Here is a 12,439-nt window from a genome sequence, read left to right as displayed (position 1 = left end):
CCTGTGGCCGGGCCGGGTGCGGCCCGGCCACAGGTTGGCCGGTTGGGTTTCCGTGGCTGTGCTCAGCCTTCGACCTCGTACTGGCCGACCGTCCGGAAGTATCGGAGGGCTTCTGGGCTGCCGTCGTCGAGGACCGCCTGGATCGCGTCGTACATGGCGTCGCTGATGTTCGGGTCCGTGAGCATATGGACGATGTACACGGAGTCGTCCTCGGCCTGTGCGAGCCGGTATCCGGTCCACCGGAAGTAGCTCAGTGCTTCGGCAGTACCGGCATCGAGGGCGGCGTTGGCCTCCTTGATCACCCTCTTGTCACCGTTCTGCGTGGCCACGAAGAGGATGTGGGCCACGGCCACGGAGTCGTCCTCGACCTGGGCCTGTGCGTACCCCGTCTCCAGGAAGGCGCGCAGCGCTTCCGGGGTGTTGGCGTCGAGGGCGGCGTTGGCCGCCTTGATCACCCGCTTGTCACCGTTCTGGGTGGCCACGGCGAGGACATGGGCGACCGCGACGGAGTCGTCCTCGGCCTGGGCGAGGCGGCATCCCGTCTCCAGGAAGGCACGCATGTCGTCCGCCGTACCGCTCAGCGCCTCGTTGGCCTCGCGCAGAACGCCCGTCCCGGCGTTGTCGTCCGTGAGGATGTCCTGGATCGCGACCCTGACTTGGTCGTCCGTCAGCTCGTCGACGGGGGTCCCGGTGTCGGACGAGACGTCCGGGCAAGCCGTGGCAGGCGTGGGTGTGACGGGCGTGGTGGACGCGACGGGCGTGGCCGACGTGGACGCGTCGGCGGCGAAGGCCGGTGCGGTGAAGAGGAGGGCGGGCGTCAGAACGGTCGCGGCGACCAGCATCGCGGCGCGGGTCGGTCTCATGGATGTACCTCCGTACTCGGTGTGTCGTTCGGTATGAAGCATCCACATGCCAGGTACATAGATCAACACCGTTTGCGGCAGCGGCGCCATCGAACCGATCCCCAACTGCCCAGGTGTGGTGATGAGTTCGGACTTTGCCGACACTAGCGTCCGCTGCCCGCCCCGAACCCTCGGTCGGGTTTCGCGAGCATGGGAACCAGGGCCGGCGTGGTGACCGCGGACAGCCGGGCCCCGCTGTCGGTGACCTCCAAGACGCCAAAGGCCAGGACTACAGGCGACATGGCACTGCGAACCGTAGAGATCGACTGGCCGCCCAGAAACCACCGGAAGGCGGGTGAGCGGAGCGGCTGCCCGGGCACGGGGTCAGTACGAGATACCGGTAGTGCGTCCCTATCGGACGGTTCTCCGATGGCTGGACCAAGTGTTCGATCGGCCCCTTGTCGGGGGGACGGCCTGATGTAGCTCAGGACAGGTCCCGGGCAGCGGCGGTCCGATCAACCGACCTCGAGACAGAGGCGCCGTTACCGCCATCCGCTGGACCAGTGTCAGATTCCCGATCCAGGCGTCAGTCTCGCGCCCGAAAACGGGCCGCCAAGAACTGCTCGAACGTCACCTTGCCCACGGCCCGCTTCGGCGTCAGATGCCCGCCCGCCCGGAGTCTGCGATAGGTCTTGCCGGCCAGGCGCACGTTCAGCAGGGCACGGCGCCGGCCGCTCGCACGCAGATAGGCCCGGGCCAGCTCCGGAACCGTACGAACCTGAGGGCCGCCCATGTCCGGCGCTCGCCCCGCGGGCGCCCCGGTTGCGAGTTCGGCCAGCCGGGCAGCGACCTCAGCCGCGTCGATCGGCTGGTCGGCGACTCCCGCCGGGAGCAGCATGACCGGCAGCTTGGCCGAGCCTTGCAGGAGTTGCAGTACCAGGTCGTGGAATTGCGTCGTACGCAGCACGGTCCAGCCGAGCTCCGACTGCTCGATCAGCCTCTCGACGGCGAGCTTGGTTCGGTAGTAGCCGAGCGGCACCCGGTGTCCTCCGCCTCCTCGGCGGAACCGAGCAGCCGGTAGGCGAGGCTGAACATACGAGGGCGATGGGAGGTGAACTCCTCGGCAGTCCCTGGTACTGGCGTCACACGCCTACCCTGCCAGAGACGCGAAACCCTCCGGCATGTGGCCGGGACACCGGCGCGTGTACGGCACCAGGCGGGCGTCTGACTCCGGGCCTCATCATGATCAGGCCCAGGAACATGCCCTGGAAAGCTGTCGTCAAAGTGGGGGAGCTCCGCCAGCGGGACGCCACGGAGCCGGTCCAGCTGCGCATCGACGTCGACCACCTCGTACGCGCCGTCAACCAGCTGATCGTGGAGAACCGGCAACTGCGTGGTGCGCTGTCCCAACCCGGAGCCGGCGCCATCGGGGCATTGCCGCCCCGACCTCACCCCGACCGGATCCCGTGATCGACTTCGCGGGCCCGCTGGATCTTTCGAAGGCCGAAGATGCGGCCGATTAGGGTCGAGGGTATGACGACGCCCCTTGCTGACAGTGCCTTCGATTCGCTTCGCCTCGACGCCGTGCCCGACCAGGAGACGCTGCGCCGGGTCTACGAACGCCCAGGCGACGCGGCCGTGCGCAAGCAGATGACCGAACTCACCGAGCAGACCCGGCGGTTGATCGGACTCTCATCACTGGTCCTGGTCGCCAGCGCGGACGCCGAGGGCAACTGTGACGTCTCCCCGCGCGGCGGACCCGCCGGGTTCGTCGCCGTCCTGGACGCCCGGACGGTGGCGATACCGGACGCGACCGGCAACAAGCGTCTGGACACCCTGCAGAACGTCATCGCCACCGGACGGGCCGGGCTGCTGTTCGTCATCCCGGGGCGTACCACGACGCTCAGGGTGAACGGCCGGGCCTGCGTCTCCACTCGCTCGGAGTTGCTGTCGCAGCTGACCGCCGTGGGCAAGCCGCCGGCCAGTGCGTTGGTGGTGGGGATCGAGGAGGTCTACCCGCACTGCCCCAAGTCGCTGCTGCGCAGCGGTGCCTGGAAGCCGGAGCAGTGGCTGCCGACGGACGCCCAGCCGACCTCGGCCGAGGTGACGCTGGCCCAGTTGCGGATGCCGGATCTGACGATCGCCGACATCGAGCAGGCGGAGGCGGACTCGCTGAAGTACCGGTACGAGTAAGCTCGTCTGTTAACCCCAATGCCGTTGACTCAGCTCTTGGGTCCGGGTGCTTCGGCTGGGATGACCTGCAGTGATTCGATCGGGCGTCGACGCGGCTGGGGTGGCCGCGGCCGGTCGGATCCGTCCGCCCTGTGGATCACCAAGACCCTCTACACTCCCATCGACGTCGTCCGCGCCGTCGTCCGCGCCGCCCACACCATCACGCTCCGCCGCGCCCACCCCACGCCGGTCCGATGCACCGTCCAACAGGGATGGAGCGGCCCCCGAACGTGCCATCGCAGCAGCCCGCGCACGCCCCAACGACAGCGGCCTGCTCGGCGACCTCATGAACGCCGGCGACGGTACCGGCGCCCGTAGTGACGACGAACTGCACTACCAGGTCGTCACGTTCTTCATCACCGGCACAACACCGCGTGGTCGGGACGCAGTTGTTGGCCGGCCGCTTCCAAACCGAGGCCGTCCAGCCGGCAGAACGTCGTCAGGTCGGCAGGGCGGAAGGTGGCGTCACGCGCGAGCCCGGGGCGCAACCGCGGTCTTCGGGGATCGGTGATCGTCCGGTGGCGTCTGGCCGGTCAGGTGCGGTCGTGGAGCGTGACCTGGTAGCCGTCGGGGTCGGCGAAGGTGAAGGTCCGGCCGAAGGGGCCGTCGATCGGTGCGGAGACGATGGTGTGACCGTCGGCGACGAGAGCATCGTGAATGGCCTGGACGTCGGTGGCGTGGAGCCAGATGGCGGCACCGATGCCGGGCTGGGCGACGGATGCGAGATCGGTGCCGGGAACGATGTCGCGGAGTGCGAACGCGATCGGCTTCGTCTCGAAGACGACGGCGTGCGGAGGTCCGGCCTGCGAGCGGACGAGGCCGAGGTACTGCTCGTAGAACGCCTGCGAAGCGTCGAGGTCGCGCGCTTGGAGCGAGATGAAGTCGGGGCCGGTGGCGGGCATGATGATGCTCCTCTTTTCGTGTTTTCGTGTCAGCTTTCTGACACAGGAAATCTATGTCAGAATGCTGACATGAATCAAGACGGTGTCGACCTGGAGACGTCACTGGGCTACCTGCTGAAAGAGGCGTCGAGCGTCCTCCGCGCGGCCATGGAGGAGGTGCTGCGGCCGCTCGGGATGAGCGTGACGCACTACTCCTGCCTTGAGCTGCTGGCCCAACGACCGGGCTTGTCGAACTCCGAGCTCGCGCGGGGCGCGTTCGTGACACGGCAGACGATGAACGTGCTGCTCCAGGCACTGGAACGAGACGGCTACGTGACCAGGCCTGCGGAGGCACCCGTCGGGAAGGTTCTTCCCACGCGGCTCACGCCCCGCGGCCGACAGAGCCTGGAGAAGGCGACCGTAGCGGTCCGGTCCGTCGAGGTCAGAATGCTGGCAGGCATGACCGAGACCGAGCGGTCAGGCGCGTTCCGGATCCTGCAGAGCATGATCCACTCCCTGCGCGACGGCAAGGACGGCGCATAGCTCGTTCCCCGGCGCACGTCTCGTCGCGCCCGGACAGGAGTGCGGCCGAGCGTGAAAATTCGTGCGGCGACCTCGAAAACCGACAGACCCCGACTACACCCTCTTCTGCTTCTGCGATGAGCCGTCAACGGGCCTCCGAGATGGGTGGGAGGGGGTCAGTGGTGGCGGCTGCGCCGGCGACCGCCCGGCAAGTCACGGGGCGTCGGTAGGATCAGCGCTCTCATGGGGGTGCGATGCGGACATCAGGGCGGGGCGGCGAGGAGCAGAAGTACGCGCTGACCTCGGACGAGGACGACAGCGACTTCTGGGGCTTTGCTCACGAGGCCGAGGGGTTGTTCACGCCGCTGCCCGACGAAGAGGGTGCACGCCGAGTGCGCCTCGCGGGCTGTCTCCCGCAGGGTGGCCTACTGAAGCGCGTTGGCCATGTCGGCAGCCTTTGTGCCGTGGCAGGGAATGCCTGGTTCGACCTCCTCGACGGGGACGGTGCCACCATAGGGTCCTACTTCGTCAACGACGTCACCGTCGTCGATGCCAATCCCTCCACCTGCGGGGCCGGCCTCGTCGACCTCACGATGACGCTGTGGTGCGAGAACGCCCTGGCAGGAGCGGAACGAGTGTGGGACCTGGTCCGCACGGGTCACCTGAATCGCACCGGCATGTGGCACGACCTCGCGCCCGAGGACAGACATGCGTGGCTGTCGGTGGCGCTGTGGTCCCGGGAGTACCAGCGCCAGGGAAGGCCCGACGCTCCCGCAGGCCAGTTGTTCACCTTGGACGGCCGGCACGTCGTTGACAGGGACAGCTTCTACTGCGCGATCGGGGAAGCCGTCAACGGGCCCGGCGGGTACTTCGGCTGGAACCTTGACGCTCTGGACGACTGCCTGAGAGGCGGCTGGGGCGCCACCAATCCGTTCACCTTGCACTGGGATTCCTCGGCCGAGGCCAGGACACGGTTGGTGGAGCGCGTGCCCACCGACGATGGCGACGTTTCGCTGTTCGACCTGCTCCTGGAAATCTTCAAGGAACGGGGCGCAAGCGTCATCCTTCGGTGATACTTGGTCGCCTTGAGGCATCGGCGTGGGAAAGGTCATTTCGACTCCTGCGGACGGCGGCGTGCGGGGATGCCGAGCGCGACCGGTGGTCGCTGGGCTCGGCGCTGGGTCTCGTTGCGCTTGGCGCGGAGGAAGGTGAGGGTGAGGTCGATGCCGTCGATCTCGCCGATCCAGCCCTCGCGCTCGGCCTCGGCGATGCGGGCGACGAGGTTGTCGCGGATCTCCTCCAACCGGCCGCGCTGGGCCGGGTCCGGCCGGAGGAGCGAGCAACGAACGCAGGCTTCTCCGAACTTTGGGACCGTTCCGTCCCCAAGCCTCTGATCTGCAGGTCTCTGAAGCCGAATTGGCGACGCCAGAGGCATCACAGCGAGATGTTCCGGAGAGCGAGAGCCGCTCCACGTGCCGCCTCGGTACTGTGACTTCGCATGACCGACACCGAGATCGAGATCACCGCAGACCTGGTCCGCGACCTGCTGCAGGAGCAACATCCAGACCTTGCAGGGCTGGCCATCCGCGAGGTGGTGGGCGGCTGGGGCAACCAAATGTGGCGCCTCGGGGACGAGTTGGCCGTGCGCATGCAGCGCATGGACCCCACCCCGGAGCCGCAGCTCAATGAGCGGCGGTGGCTACCCGTGCTGGCCCCGCGCCTGCCGCTCCCGGTGCCGACCCCGGTACGGTTCGGCGAACCGTCCGAGCGCTTTCCCAAGCACTGGACCGTGATGACGTGGGTTCCCGGCGAGCCGCTGGACCACGGCTCGATCAGCCGCGGCGACCACGCGGCCGACACGCTGGCGGGGTTCCTCCGGGCGCTCCATGTGGAGGCGCCCGCCGAGGCGCCGATCGCTGCGGACCGCGGAGCCCATCCCCGGAACTGCACGGAAGGCTTCGAGAACCTCTTCCAGGCCGTTGCCCCCGACGACATCGCTGTCGACGTCCGGGCCGTCTGGGACGACGCCGTTGCGGCCCCCGAGTGGGAGGGCCCGCCGGTGTGGGTGCACGGCGACCTCCACCCCGCGAACGTCGTCGTCTCGGACGGAACGCTCTCGGGCATCGTCGACTTCGGTGACATTTTCGCCGGCGATCCGGCGTGGGACCTCGCCGCCGCATGGGTACTGCTGCCCGCGGGCACGGCCTCACGGTTCTTCGACAGGTACGCGCATGCAGACGAGGCGGCGATCCGGCGCGCCCGCGGGCTGGCCGCTACGAAGAGCCTCTTCCTGATGCTCATGGGGCAGAACGGAGATCGGGGTCTTCCCGGCGGCAAGCCGAACTGGGGACCTGCAGGCCGGGCGGCACTTGATCGTGTTCTGAAGGGCGTTTGATACACGCTTCTTTGAACTTGCCGGTTGCGTGGTGATCGAGTCAGGAAAGTACTCACTCGCGGTTGAGTTCTGGGTAGGCCTGAAAGCCGAAGAAGCGCAGGCCGTCATTCAATGGTCCAGACTTGATCTCCTGCAGGGTCCAGGGATGGCCGGAATAGTCGTCGGTCGCCACGCCCCCGTGCTCAAGCAACAGCTCGACCCGTTAGAACGCCTACGTAGCAGTCGGGCCCGCGCAGCCTCACATCCGGGATCTCAGCACGTCGACCTCACAGCCCGGCGCGAACGGGTCGAAGCCGTGCTCGACCAGCCAGCGAACCCCCAGCAGGCTTCGCAACGACCACCACGCGCGGATCACGTCGAGGTCGACGTCGGTGCCATAGCCGGCGACGACATCGCCGAGGTGCTCCTCGTGTCCGAGCGTCACGGTGGCGAGGTCGAACAGGGCATCACCCCGGCCCGCCTCGGACCAGTCGATGATGCCGGTGACCTCGTCGCCGTCGACAAAGACGTGCTCGATCTGCAGGTCGCCGTGCGTGAACACCGGAGTCCACGGCCGGAGCGCGGCCTCGGCGACCTGGCGGTTCCGGGTGACCAGGTCGGCGGGCAGGACGCCGTTCGTCACGAGCAACTCGCACTCGCCGTCAAGTTCCGCCACCAACTCGTCGGGACCCTGGCGGCGCCGGCCGGCCCAGGGCGGCAGTGGCGCGTCGTGCAGCTTCCGGATGGCGGCGCCCGCCGCGGCCCACGCCGCCGGCGACCCGGTCGACGGCCCGCCGAGACGGCCGAGCACCGTCCCCGGGAGTGCGGCGATCGCGAGCACGGGCGGCTTGCGCCACAGGACCTCCGGGGTCGGGACCGGCGCGAGGGACATCGCCTCGACCTCGACGTCGATGCGCGCCTGATCGGCGTCGACCTTCAGGAACACGTCGCCGACGCGCAGGGTTGCGCGCTCGGAATGGGCGACGACGACTTTGACCTCATCCATGGGCGACCAGTATCCCGGGGATGATCGCCGACGTCGCCGGGTTTATCGCGTGCGATTACGCGGCTGACCGCGTCCCGCCACCCGGGCGGCCTCGTGCACGACACCGACCTCCGACCAGGTCAAGCCCACCACTTTTGTCAGGAATCCTAAGCGACGTATTGGATGGGCAGTGGTCGTTGATCGAGCCGATGATCACGGCGTGGAAGGACCGGCACCGATCGGTCAGCGGCCACCAGGGCGCCTATGCGATGCGGGAGATCGTGAACGCGATCCTCTACCAGGGCCGGACCGACTGCCAGTGGGCCTACCTTCCCAACGACTGCCGCCGAAGAGCGCGACGTACTACTGCTTCGCCGCATGGCGGGACGACGGGACCGACCAGGTCATCCATCCACGCGGCTGCCGGGGTCACCGCCTCCACGGCCGGCCGGGACCCGGCGAAACGGGTGCCGGTCCGCAAGCGCGGCCTGGCCGTGGACGTACTGGGCCTGGTCATCGCCGTCACCGTCCTCTCCGCGAACACCCACGACAACGCCGTCGGCATCGACCTGCTCGACCAGGTCGCCACCCATGGCACCCCCTGGGCATCGACGTCGAGACCGTCCAACGCAACCCGCAGAAGGCGGGGTTCGTCCCGCAGCCGAAGCGGTGGAGGATCGAGCAGAGCTACGGGATTCTGGTACTGCACCGGCGCCTGGTCCGCGACTACGAACACCGCCCGGCCTCCTCCGGCTTCCGCGTCCACTGGGCGAAGACCGGTCATGGCCCGCCGGCTCACCTGCGCGAACACTCCCACCTGGCGCGACCCGAAGCCGGTGCCCCCGTGAACGTCCAGCCCATACTCGACGCACTCCAAGTCCAAGAGGGGGCCTGGAATCCTCACCGTCTTCAACGAGGCCACCGGTCCCCTCCGCGCCCGTGACGTCTGCGAAGCCCTCCACCACGAACTCCTGCCGAAGAACATCGAAGGCACCCGCGCCAAGCTGAAACGCCTCGTCAAGCTCCATGTCCTCGCCGGGAGCTTCACCAGGAAGCAGTAGGCGACCAGCAACCCTGCCGACGCAGCCTCACCTCGATGTGACGAGCCGCTTCAGCTCGAGGATTCGTCGGCTACGCGGTCTCCAGGACCACAGCGGGAAGCGCGGCCTCCAGGACTTGCCTGCGTGGCAGGGAAAGGCCGAAGTATCGTTCGATGATCTCCAGTGCGGTGCGGTGCACTTCGCGGCGAGGCACGTTGGCGTCTGGCAGGCCGGCAGCGGCCAGCATCTCCTCGACGCGTCCCGCCACCTCACGGTCACCGTTCACGCCGTCGTATCCCCATGAACGGTCCAGGTGGAGATTGAAGGCACACATGAGACGATCATCATGGAGATAGGAGAACTGAGGCGGTACCGGCTTGCCGTTCTCCTCTTCGAATTCCAGCTGGAAGACGTGTGCACCACCCCGAGAAACAGGTGGCTGTGAGCCGAACTCCGCCTGCCAGCCACCGTACTTGACCACGAAGACCCATTCGCCGATCTCTCCATAACGCAGACCTATCGTGGGGTAGGGGGCCCAGAGGCCGTCTTCCACGACATCGATCAGGTCCTTGCTGGTGAGGTGGGCCAGACTACGCGCCGTGCGCGTCGGCCCGAACACTGTCGCGGTGAGCCGAGACACCAGCTCTTCGGCGTCCAACCCCCGAGCGAGCACCACGCTGTAGCCACCGAAGGCGATCGACTGGGGAGCGGCAAGCCATGCGATTCCGTCGGTCATAGTGATCATCGTGACGCACCTTTGCCGGGCGTGTCACGAGGTCCCACAGCCACCCTGCTCCGGTCAAGCCATTGCCCCGACGCGCTCAATCGCCAACTGAGGTACGTCGCCATATCGGCGACGTCGCCGAAGCAGCTCCGAGCTTCATCGCGAGTATCTCCTCCGGTGCAGCTCAGGCGGGAAGTTCCGTGACGCCGAGGGCGAAGTCCCAGCCCCCCACCCCGTGGCGGGCGAGGCCCATCGTGAGCACACCCGCTCCTTCCAGCCAGTGCGCCATTTCCAGGCCACCGGCGTCCATCGGGCGCATCCCGAGGCTCTTGATGAACGCCTCCACGCCCGCCTTGGCCTGCGCGTCGTCGCCGGCGATGAAGACGTCGGGCCGGCCGTTCTCCAGGACATGACGGAAGACGGTGTTGAATCCCTTCACCACGCTGGCACCGGCCGGGGCCACCTTGGCGACTTCCTGCGCGATCGAGGTGACCTCGCGGTGGGCCAGACCGTCGACCGTGGAATTGAAGGGGTTGCTGATGTCGACGATGACCTTGCCCGCGAGGGCGTCCCCGTAGTGCGCGACGGTCGGAACGACACCGTCGAACAACAGGGCCACGATGACGATGTCCCCGGCCGGGACGGCGCCCCACTCTCCCGTCGTGGCGCCGCCGCCGAGAGCCTTGGCCAGGTCAGCGGACTTGGCGTGATCGCGGCCCATGACCTCGACGGTGTTGCCGCCCGCTACCGCCAGCGCGCCGATGGTACGGGCCATGTTCCCCGTGCCGATGATGCTGATGCTGCTCATGAGGTGTGCTCTCTTCCTCGTTCTCGAACTTCCGCTTTGTTTCATTTGTGCCGAGTAACCCAACTGGGTGAGCCGCAGAGCTCGGTGCCGGCTGATATACCGCTATTCCGCCGGTAGGTCGGGATGTGTGAACCTGCCCCTCGATGACCTGTTCCAAGGAGGTCAAGGAGGTCACAGACGTGGGGCGAGGCCATCCATGATCGTTACTCCCCGTTCGTGCGCAGTTCCCGGGGCTGCATGCCGAGGACATGCGCAAGGTGCCCCTGCATCTCGACGGCGGACGGCAGCGGGCGCCACCGTGGTCACCTGGTGTGTCCGTTCAGATCACCGTGGTGCCGCCGTCGGTGGTCAGTTCCAGCCCGTTCACATAGCTTGAGTCGTCCGAGGCGAGGAACAGCGCGACCGTCGCGATCTCCTCGGGGCGGCCCATCGTGCCCCGCGGGATCAGGGACTCGAACTGCCGCTTCGTCTCCTCGTCGAACAACTCCTCCTGCTTGGCCGTGGCGACCTGGCCGGGGGTCAGCACGTTCACCCGGATCCGCCTGTCCCTCAGCTCGTTCAGCCACACACGGGCCCAGGCCTGCTGTACGGCCTTGCTCCCCGCATACACACTCCACCCGGGGAAGCCCCTGAGTGAAGCGTTCGAGCCGGTCATGAAGATCGAGCCGCCGTCGTTGAGCAGCGGCAGCGCCTTCTGCACCGTGAACAGCGTGCCGCGCGCGTTCAGCGAGAACGCGCGATGGAACTGCTCCTCGGTGATCTCGCCGAGCTTGCCCTGCTCACCCATACCGGCACTCGCCCACAGCACGTCGATCGAGCCCTTGTCCCGCCGGACCGTCTCGTACAAACGGTCCAGGTCGTCCAGGTCGGCCGCATCACCCTGCACGGCGGTCACGTTCCGGCCGATCACCTTGACGGCGTCATCCAGCGCCTCCTGCCGCCGGCCCGTGATGAAGACATGAGCCCCTTCCTCGGCGAACAGCTTCGCGCCGGCCAGCGCCATGCCGGTCGACCCGCCCGTGATCACCGCAACCTTGCCATCGAGCTTTCCCACGATCACTCCTTTGTAAACCGAGCTGTGTACTTAACGTAGGCGACGACCAAGCGGGAACGCAAGCTATGTACACCGAGCGGTACCGCGCTGGGCTACGATGGAGTCATGACGAAGCTGGAGAAGGGCCCCCAGGGCCGGCGCCGCGGCAGGGGTGCACGCGAGCGCATCCTCAGCGCATCGCAGCAACTGTTCCGCGCTCAGGGCATCAACCGCACCGGCATGGACCAACTCTGCGCAGTGGCCCAGGTCTCGAAGCGCACGGCCTACCAGCACTTCACCAGCAAGGACGACCTGGTCGCCGAATACCTGCGCCGATTCGATCCCGACATCATGGCCGGAGTGTTCGACCGCACCGACCTCACGCCCCGCGAACGACTCCTCGCCGCCTTCGAGGTCCCCACATCCGGCACAGAGGAGCTCACTCCCCTGTGCCCCTACATCGCGGCGACCGTCGAAATCCACGACCCCGAACACCCCGCGTCCCAGTACGCACGCGACTACAAGCTCGCCATCGCCGCGCGGCTCGCCGAAACGGCCCGCGAAGCCGGCGCCACCAACCCCGAACAGCTCGGCGAACAACTGGCGCTGCTCCTCGATGGCGCCTCGGCCCGCACCCGAGTCCTCAACGCCGAATCCTTCCCCGCCGCCGCCGCCATCGCCGCCGTCCTCATCGACAACGCCCTCCCCGCGACAGACCGGGACCGGGGAAGCGAAAAGGGTGCGGTTCGTTCCGAGTGAAGCTGGGGTTGTGCAGCACATGGCGTTGCGAGCTGTAGGGTGCTGATCTTTCGCAACGACAAGGGGTTTGGGACGAAGGGGCTGATGCCGGGTGTGGCCGGTTGTCGACGAGGCCGACCGTGCGCGGTGGGACTACACGCCGTTCGTGAGCGTGGGACCGCTGCGTTTCGATATGAGCCACGAGCAGGCGGCCGTGGCTATGGAAGCCCAGGGGTTCATCTGCACTGTGCTCCAGAGCG

General features: G+C 67.5%; 13 protein-coding genes and 2 pseudogenes. 7 read left to right on the top strand and 8 right to left on the bottom strand.

Annotated features, from left to right (window positions below; all coding sequences use genetic code 11):
• Positions 1-62: 62 nt before the first annotated feature.
• Both ACFWXC_RS19870 and ACFWXC_RS19865 read right to left on the bottom strand, forming a co-directional pair.
• Positions 63-863, bottom strand: a complete 801-nt coding sequence (locus ACFWXC_RS19870) for an ALF repeat-containing protein (protein WP_384480363.1) — start codon at positions 861-863, stop codon at positions 63-65.
• 565 nt (positions 864-1,428) lie between these two features.
• Positions 1,429-1,893, bottom strand: a pseudogene (locus tag ACFWXC_RS19865) (SDR family oxidoreductase); the annotation flags it as partial.
• A 209-nt stretch (positions 1,894-2,102) separates the two neighbouring features.
• Between ACFWXC_RS19865 and ACFWXC_RS19860 the strand changes: the two are divergent.
• Both ACFWXC_RS19860 and ACFWXC_RS19855 read left to right on the top strand, forming a co-directional pair.
• On the top strand, positions 2,103-2,312 hold the full coding sequence (locus ACFWXC_RS19860) for a hypothetical protein (protein ID WP_384480361.1): 210 nt from the start codon (positions 2,103-2,105) through the stop codon (positions 2,310-2,312).
• A 63-nt stretch (positions 2,313-2,375) separates the two neighbouring features.
• Positions 2,376-3,035, top strand: coding sequence for an MSMEG_1061 family FMN-dependent PPOX-type flavoprotein (locus tag ACFWXC_RS19855; protein ID WP_384480359.1), 660 nt, complete (start codon positions 2,376-2,378; stop codon positions 3,033-3,035).
• Between the two features lie 572 nt (positions 3,036-3,607).
• Here ACFWXC_RS19855 and ACFWXC_RS19850 read toward each other — a convergent pair.
• On the bottom strand, positions 3,608-3,976 hold the full coding sequence (locus tag ACFWXC_RS19850; RefSeq protein WP_384480358.1) for a VOC family protein: 369 nt from the start codon (positions 3,974-3,976) through the stop codon (positions 3,608-3,610).
• Between the two features lie 69 nt (positions 3,977-4,045).
• Between ACFWXC_RS19850 and ACFWXC_RS19845 the strand changes: the two genes are divergently transcribed.
• Positions 4,046-4,498, top strand: coding sequence for a MarR family winged helix-turn-helix transcriptional regulator (locus ACFWXC_RS19845; RefSeq protein ID WP_384480356.1), 453 nt, complete (start codon positions 4,046-4,048; stop codon positions 4,496-4,498).
• 233 nt (positions 4,499-4,731) lie between these two features.
• The gene (locus ACFWXC_RS19840) at positions 4,732-5,550 is read left to right on the top strand and encodes a barstar family protein (protein ID WP_384480354.1); all 819 of its coding nucleotides are present in this window, start codon (positions 4,732-4,734) and stop codon (positions 5,548-5,550) included.
• 35 nt (positions 5,551-5,585) lie between these two features.
• On the opposite strand, the gene ACFWXC_RS19835 is transcribed toward ACFWXC_RS19840, so the two are convergent.
• Complete coding sequence (locus ACFWXC_RS19835; protein WP_384480352.1) at positions 5,586-5,780, bottom strand: recombinase; 195 nt, start codon at positions 5,778-5,780, stop codon at positions 5,586-5,588.
• A 195-nt stretch (positions 5,781-5,975) separates the two neighbouring features.
• Here ACFWXC_RS19835 and ACFWXC_RS19830 point away from each other — a divergent pair, with 195 nt between their 5' ends.
• Positions 5,976-6,872 carry an aminoglycoside phosphotransferase family protein gene (locus tag ACFWXC_RS19830; RefSeq protein ID WP_384480350.1) on the top strand — a complete coding sequence of 299 codons (897 nt, stop codon included), beginning with the start codon at positions 5,976-5,978 and terminating at the stop codon, positions 6,870-6,872.
• Positions 6,873-7,110: 238 nt separating this feature from the next.
• On the opposite strand, the gene ACFWXC_RS19825 is transcribed toward ACFWXC_RS19830, so the two are convergent.
• Positions 7,111-7,857 (bottom strand): phosphotransferase family protein, encoded by a 747-nt coding sequence (locus tag ACFWXC_RS19825; protein WP_384480349.1) that lies wholly within the window; start codon positions 7,855-7,857, stop codon positions 7,111-7,113.
• Between the two features lie 134 nt (positions 7,858-7,991).
• Between ACFWXC_RS19825 and ACFWXC_RS19820 the strand changes: the two are divergent.
• Positions 7,992-8,684, top strand: a pseudogene (locus ACFWXC_RS19820) (transposase).
• 283 nt (positions 8,685-8,967) lie between these two features.
• On the opposite strand, the gene ACFWXC_RS19815 reads toward ACFWXC_RS19820, so the two are convergent.
• The 3 genes from ACFWXC_RS19815 to ACFWXC_RS19805 form a co-directional block, all read right to left on the bottom strand.
• Entirely contained in the window at positions 8,968-9,612 is a 645-nt protein-coding gene (locus ACFWXC_RS19815) for a hypothetical protein (RefSeq protein WP_384480347.1), read from the bottom strand.
• A gap of 172 nt (positions 9,613-9,784) precedes the next feature.
• The gene (locus ACFWXC_RS19810) at positions 9,785-10,408 is read right to left on the bottom strand and encodes an NADPH-dependent F420 reductase (RefSeq protein WP_384480345.1); all 624 of its coding nucleotides are present in this window, start codon (positions 10,406-10,408) and stop codon (positions 9,785-9,787) included.
• 319 nt (positions 10,409-10,727) lie between these two features.
• Positions 10,728-11,462, bottom strand: coding sequence for an SDR family NAD(P)-dependent oxidoreductase (locus ACFWXC_RS19805; RefSeq protein WP_384480344.1), 735 nt, complete (start codon positions 11,460-11,462; stop codon positions 10,728-10,730).
• Positions 11,463-11,567: 105 nt separating this feature from the next.
• Between ACFWXC_RS19805 and ACFWXC_RS19800 the strand changes: the two genes are divergently transcribed.
• A complete protein-coding gene (locus ACFWXC_RS19800) occupies positions 11,568-12,200 on the top strand; it encodes a TetR/AcrR family transcriptional regulator (protein WP_384480342.1) in 633 nt (210 codons plus the stop codon).
• Positions 12,201-12,439: the final 239 nt, after the last annotated feature.

It is taken from the genome of Streptomyces sp. NPDC058683 (assembly GCF_042716195.1).
Taxonomy (GTDB): domain Bacteria; phylum Actinomycetota; class Actinomycetes; order Streptomycetales; family Streptomycetaceae; genus Streptomyces.
This window is presented reverse-complemented; position numbering and strand designations above follow the sequence as displayed.

Excerpts from the sequence above, each read along its gene's own strand:
- ACFWXC_RS19845 (WP_384480356.1), top strand. The coding sequence starts at position 4,046 with ATGAATCAAGACGGTGTCGACCTGGAGACGTCACTGGGCTACCTGCTG.
- ACFWXC_RS19850 (WP_384480358.1), bottom strand. The coding sequence starts at position 3,976 with ATGCCCGCCACCGGCCCCGACTTCATCTCGCTCCAAGCGCGCGACCTC.
- ACFWXC_RS19840 (WP_384480354.1), top strand. The coding sequence starts at position 4,732 with ATGCGGACATCAGGGCGGGGCGGCGAGGAGCAGAAGTACGCGCTGACC.
- ACFWXC_RS19830 (WP_384480350.1), top strand. The coding sequence starts at position 5,976 with ATGACCGACACCGAGATCGAGATCACCGCAGACCTGGTCCGCGACCTG.
- ACFWXC_RS19815 (WP_384480347.1), bottom strand. The coding sequence starts at position 9,612 with ATGACCGACGGAATCGCATGGCTTGCCGCTCCCCAGTCGATCGCCTTC.
- ACFWXC_RS19870 (WP_384480363.1), bottom strand. The coding sequence starts at position 863 with ATGAGACCGACCCGCGCCGCGATGCTGGTCGCCGCGACCGTTCTGACG.
- ACFWXC_RS19855 (WP_384480359.1), top strand. The coding sequence starts at position 2,376 with ATGACGACGCCCCTTGCTGACAGTGCCTTCGATTCGCTTCGCCTCGAC.
- ACFWXC_RS19810 (WP_384480345.1), bottom strand. The coding sequence starts at position 10,408 with ATGAGCAGCATCAGCATCATCGGCACGGGGAACATGGCCCGTACCATC.
- ACFWXC_RS19825 (WP_384480349.1), bottom strand. The coding sequence starts at position 7,857 with ATGGATGAGGTCAAAGTCGTCGTCGCCCATTCCGAGCGCGCAACCCTG.
- ACFWXC_RS19800 (WP_384480342.1), top strand. The coding sequence starts at position 11,568 with ATGACGAAGCTGGAGAAGGGCCCCCAGGGCCGGCGCCGCGGCAGGGGT.
- ACFWXC_RS19860 (WP_384480361.1), top strand. The coding sequence starts at position 2,103 with ATGCCCTGGAAAGCTGTCGTCAAAGTGGGGGAGCTCCGCCAGCGGGAC.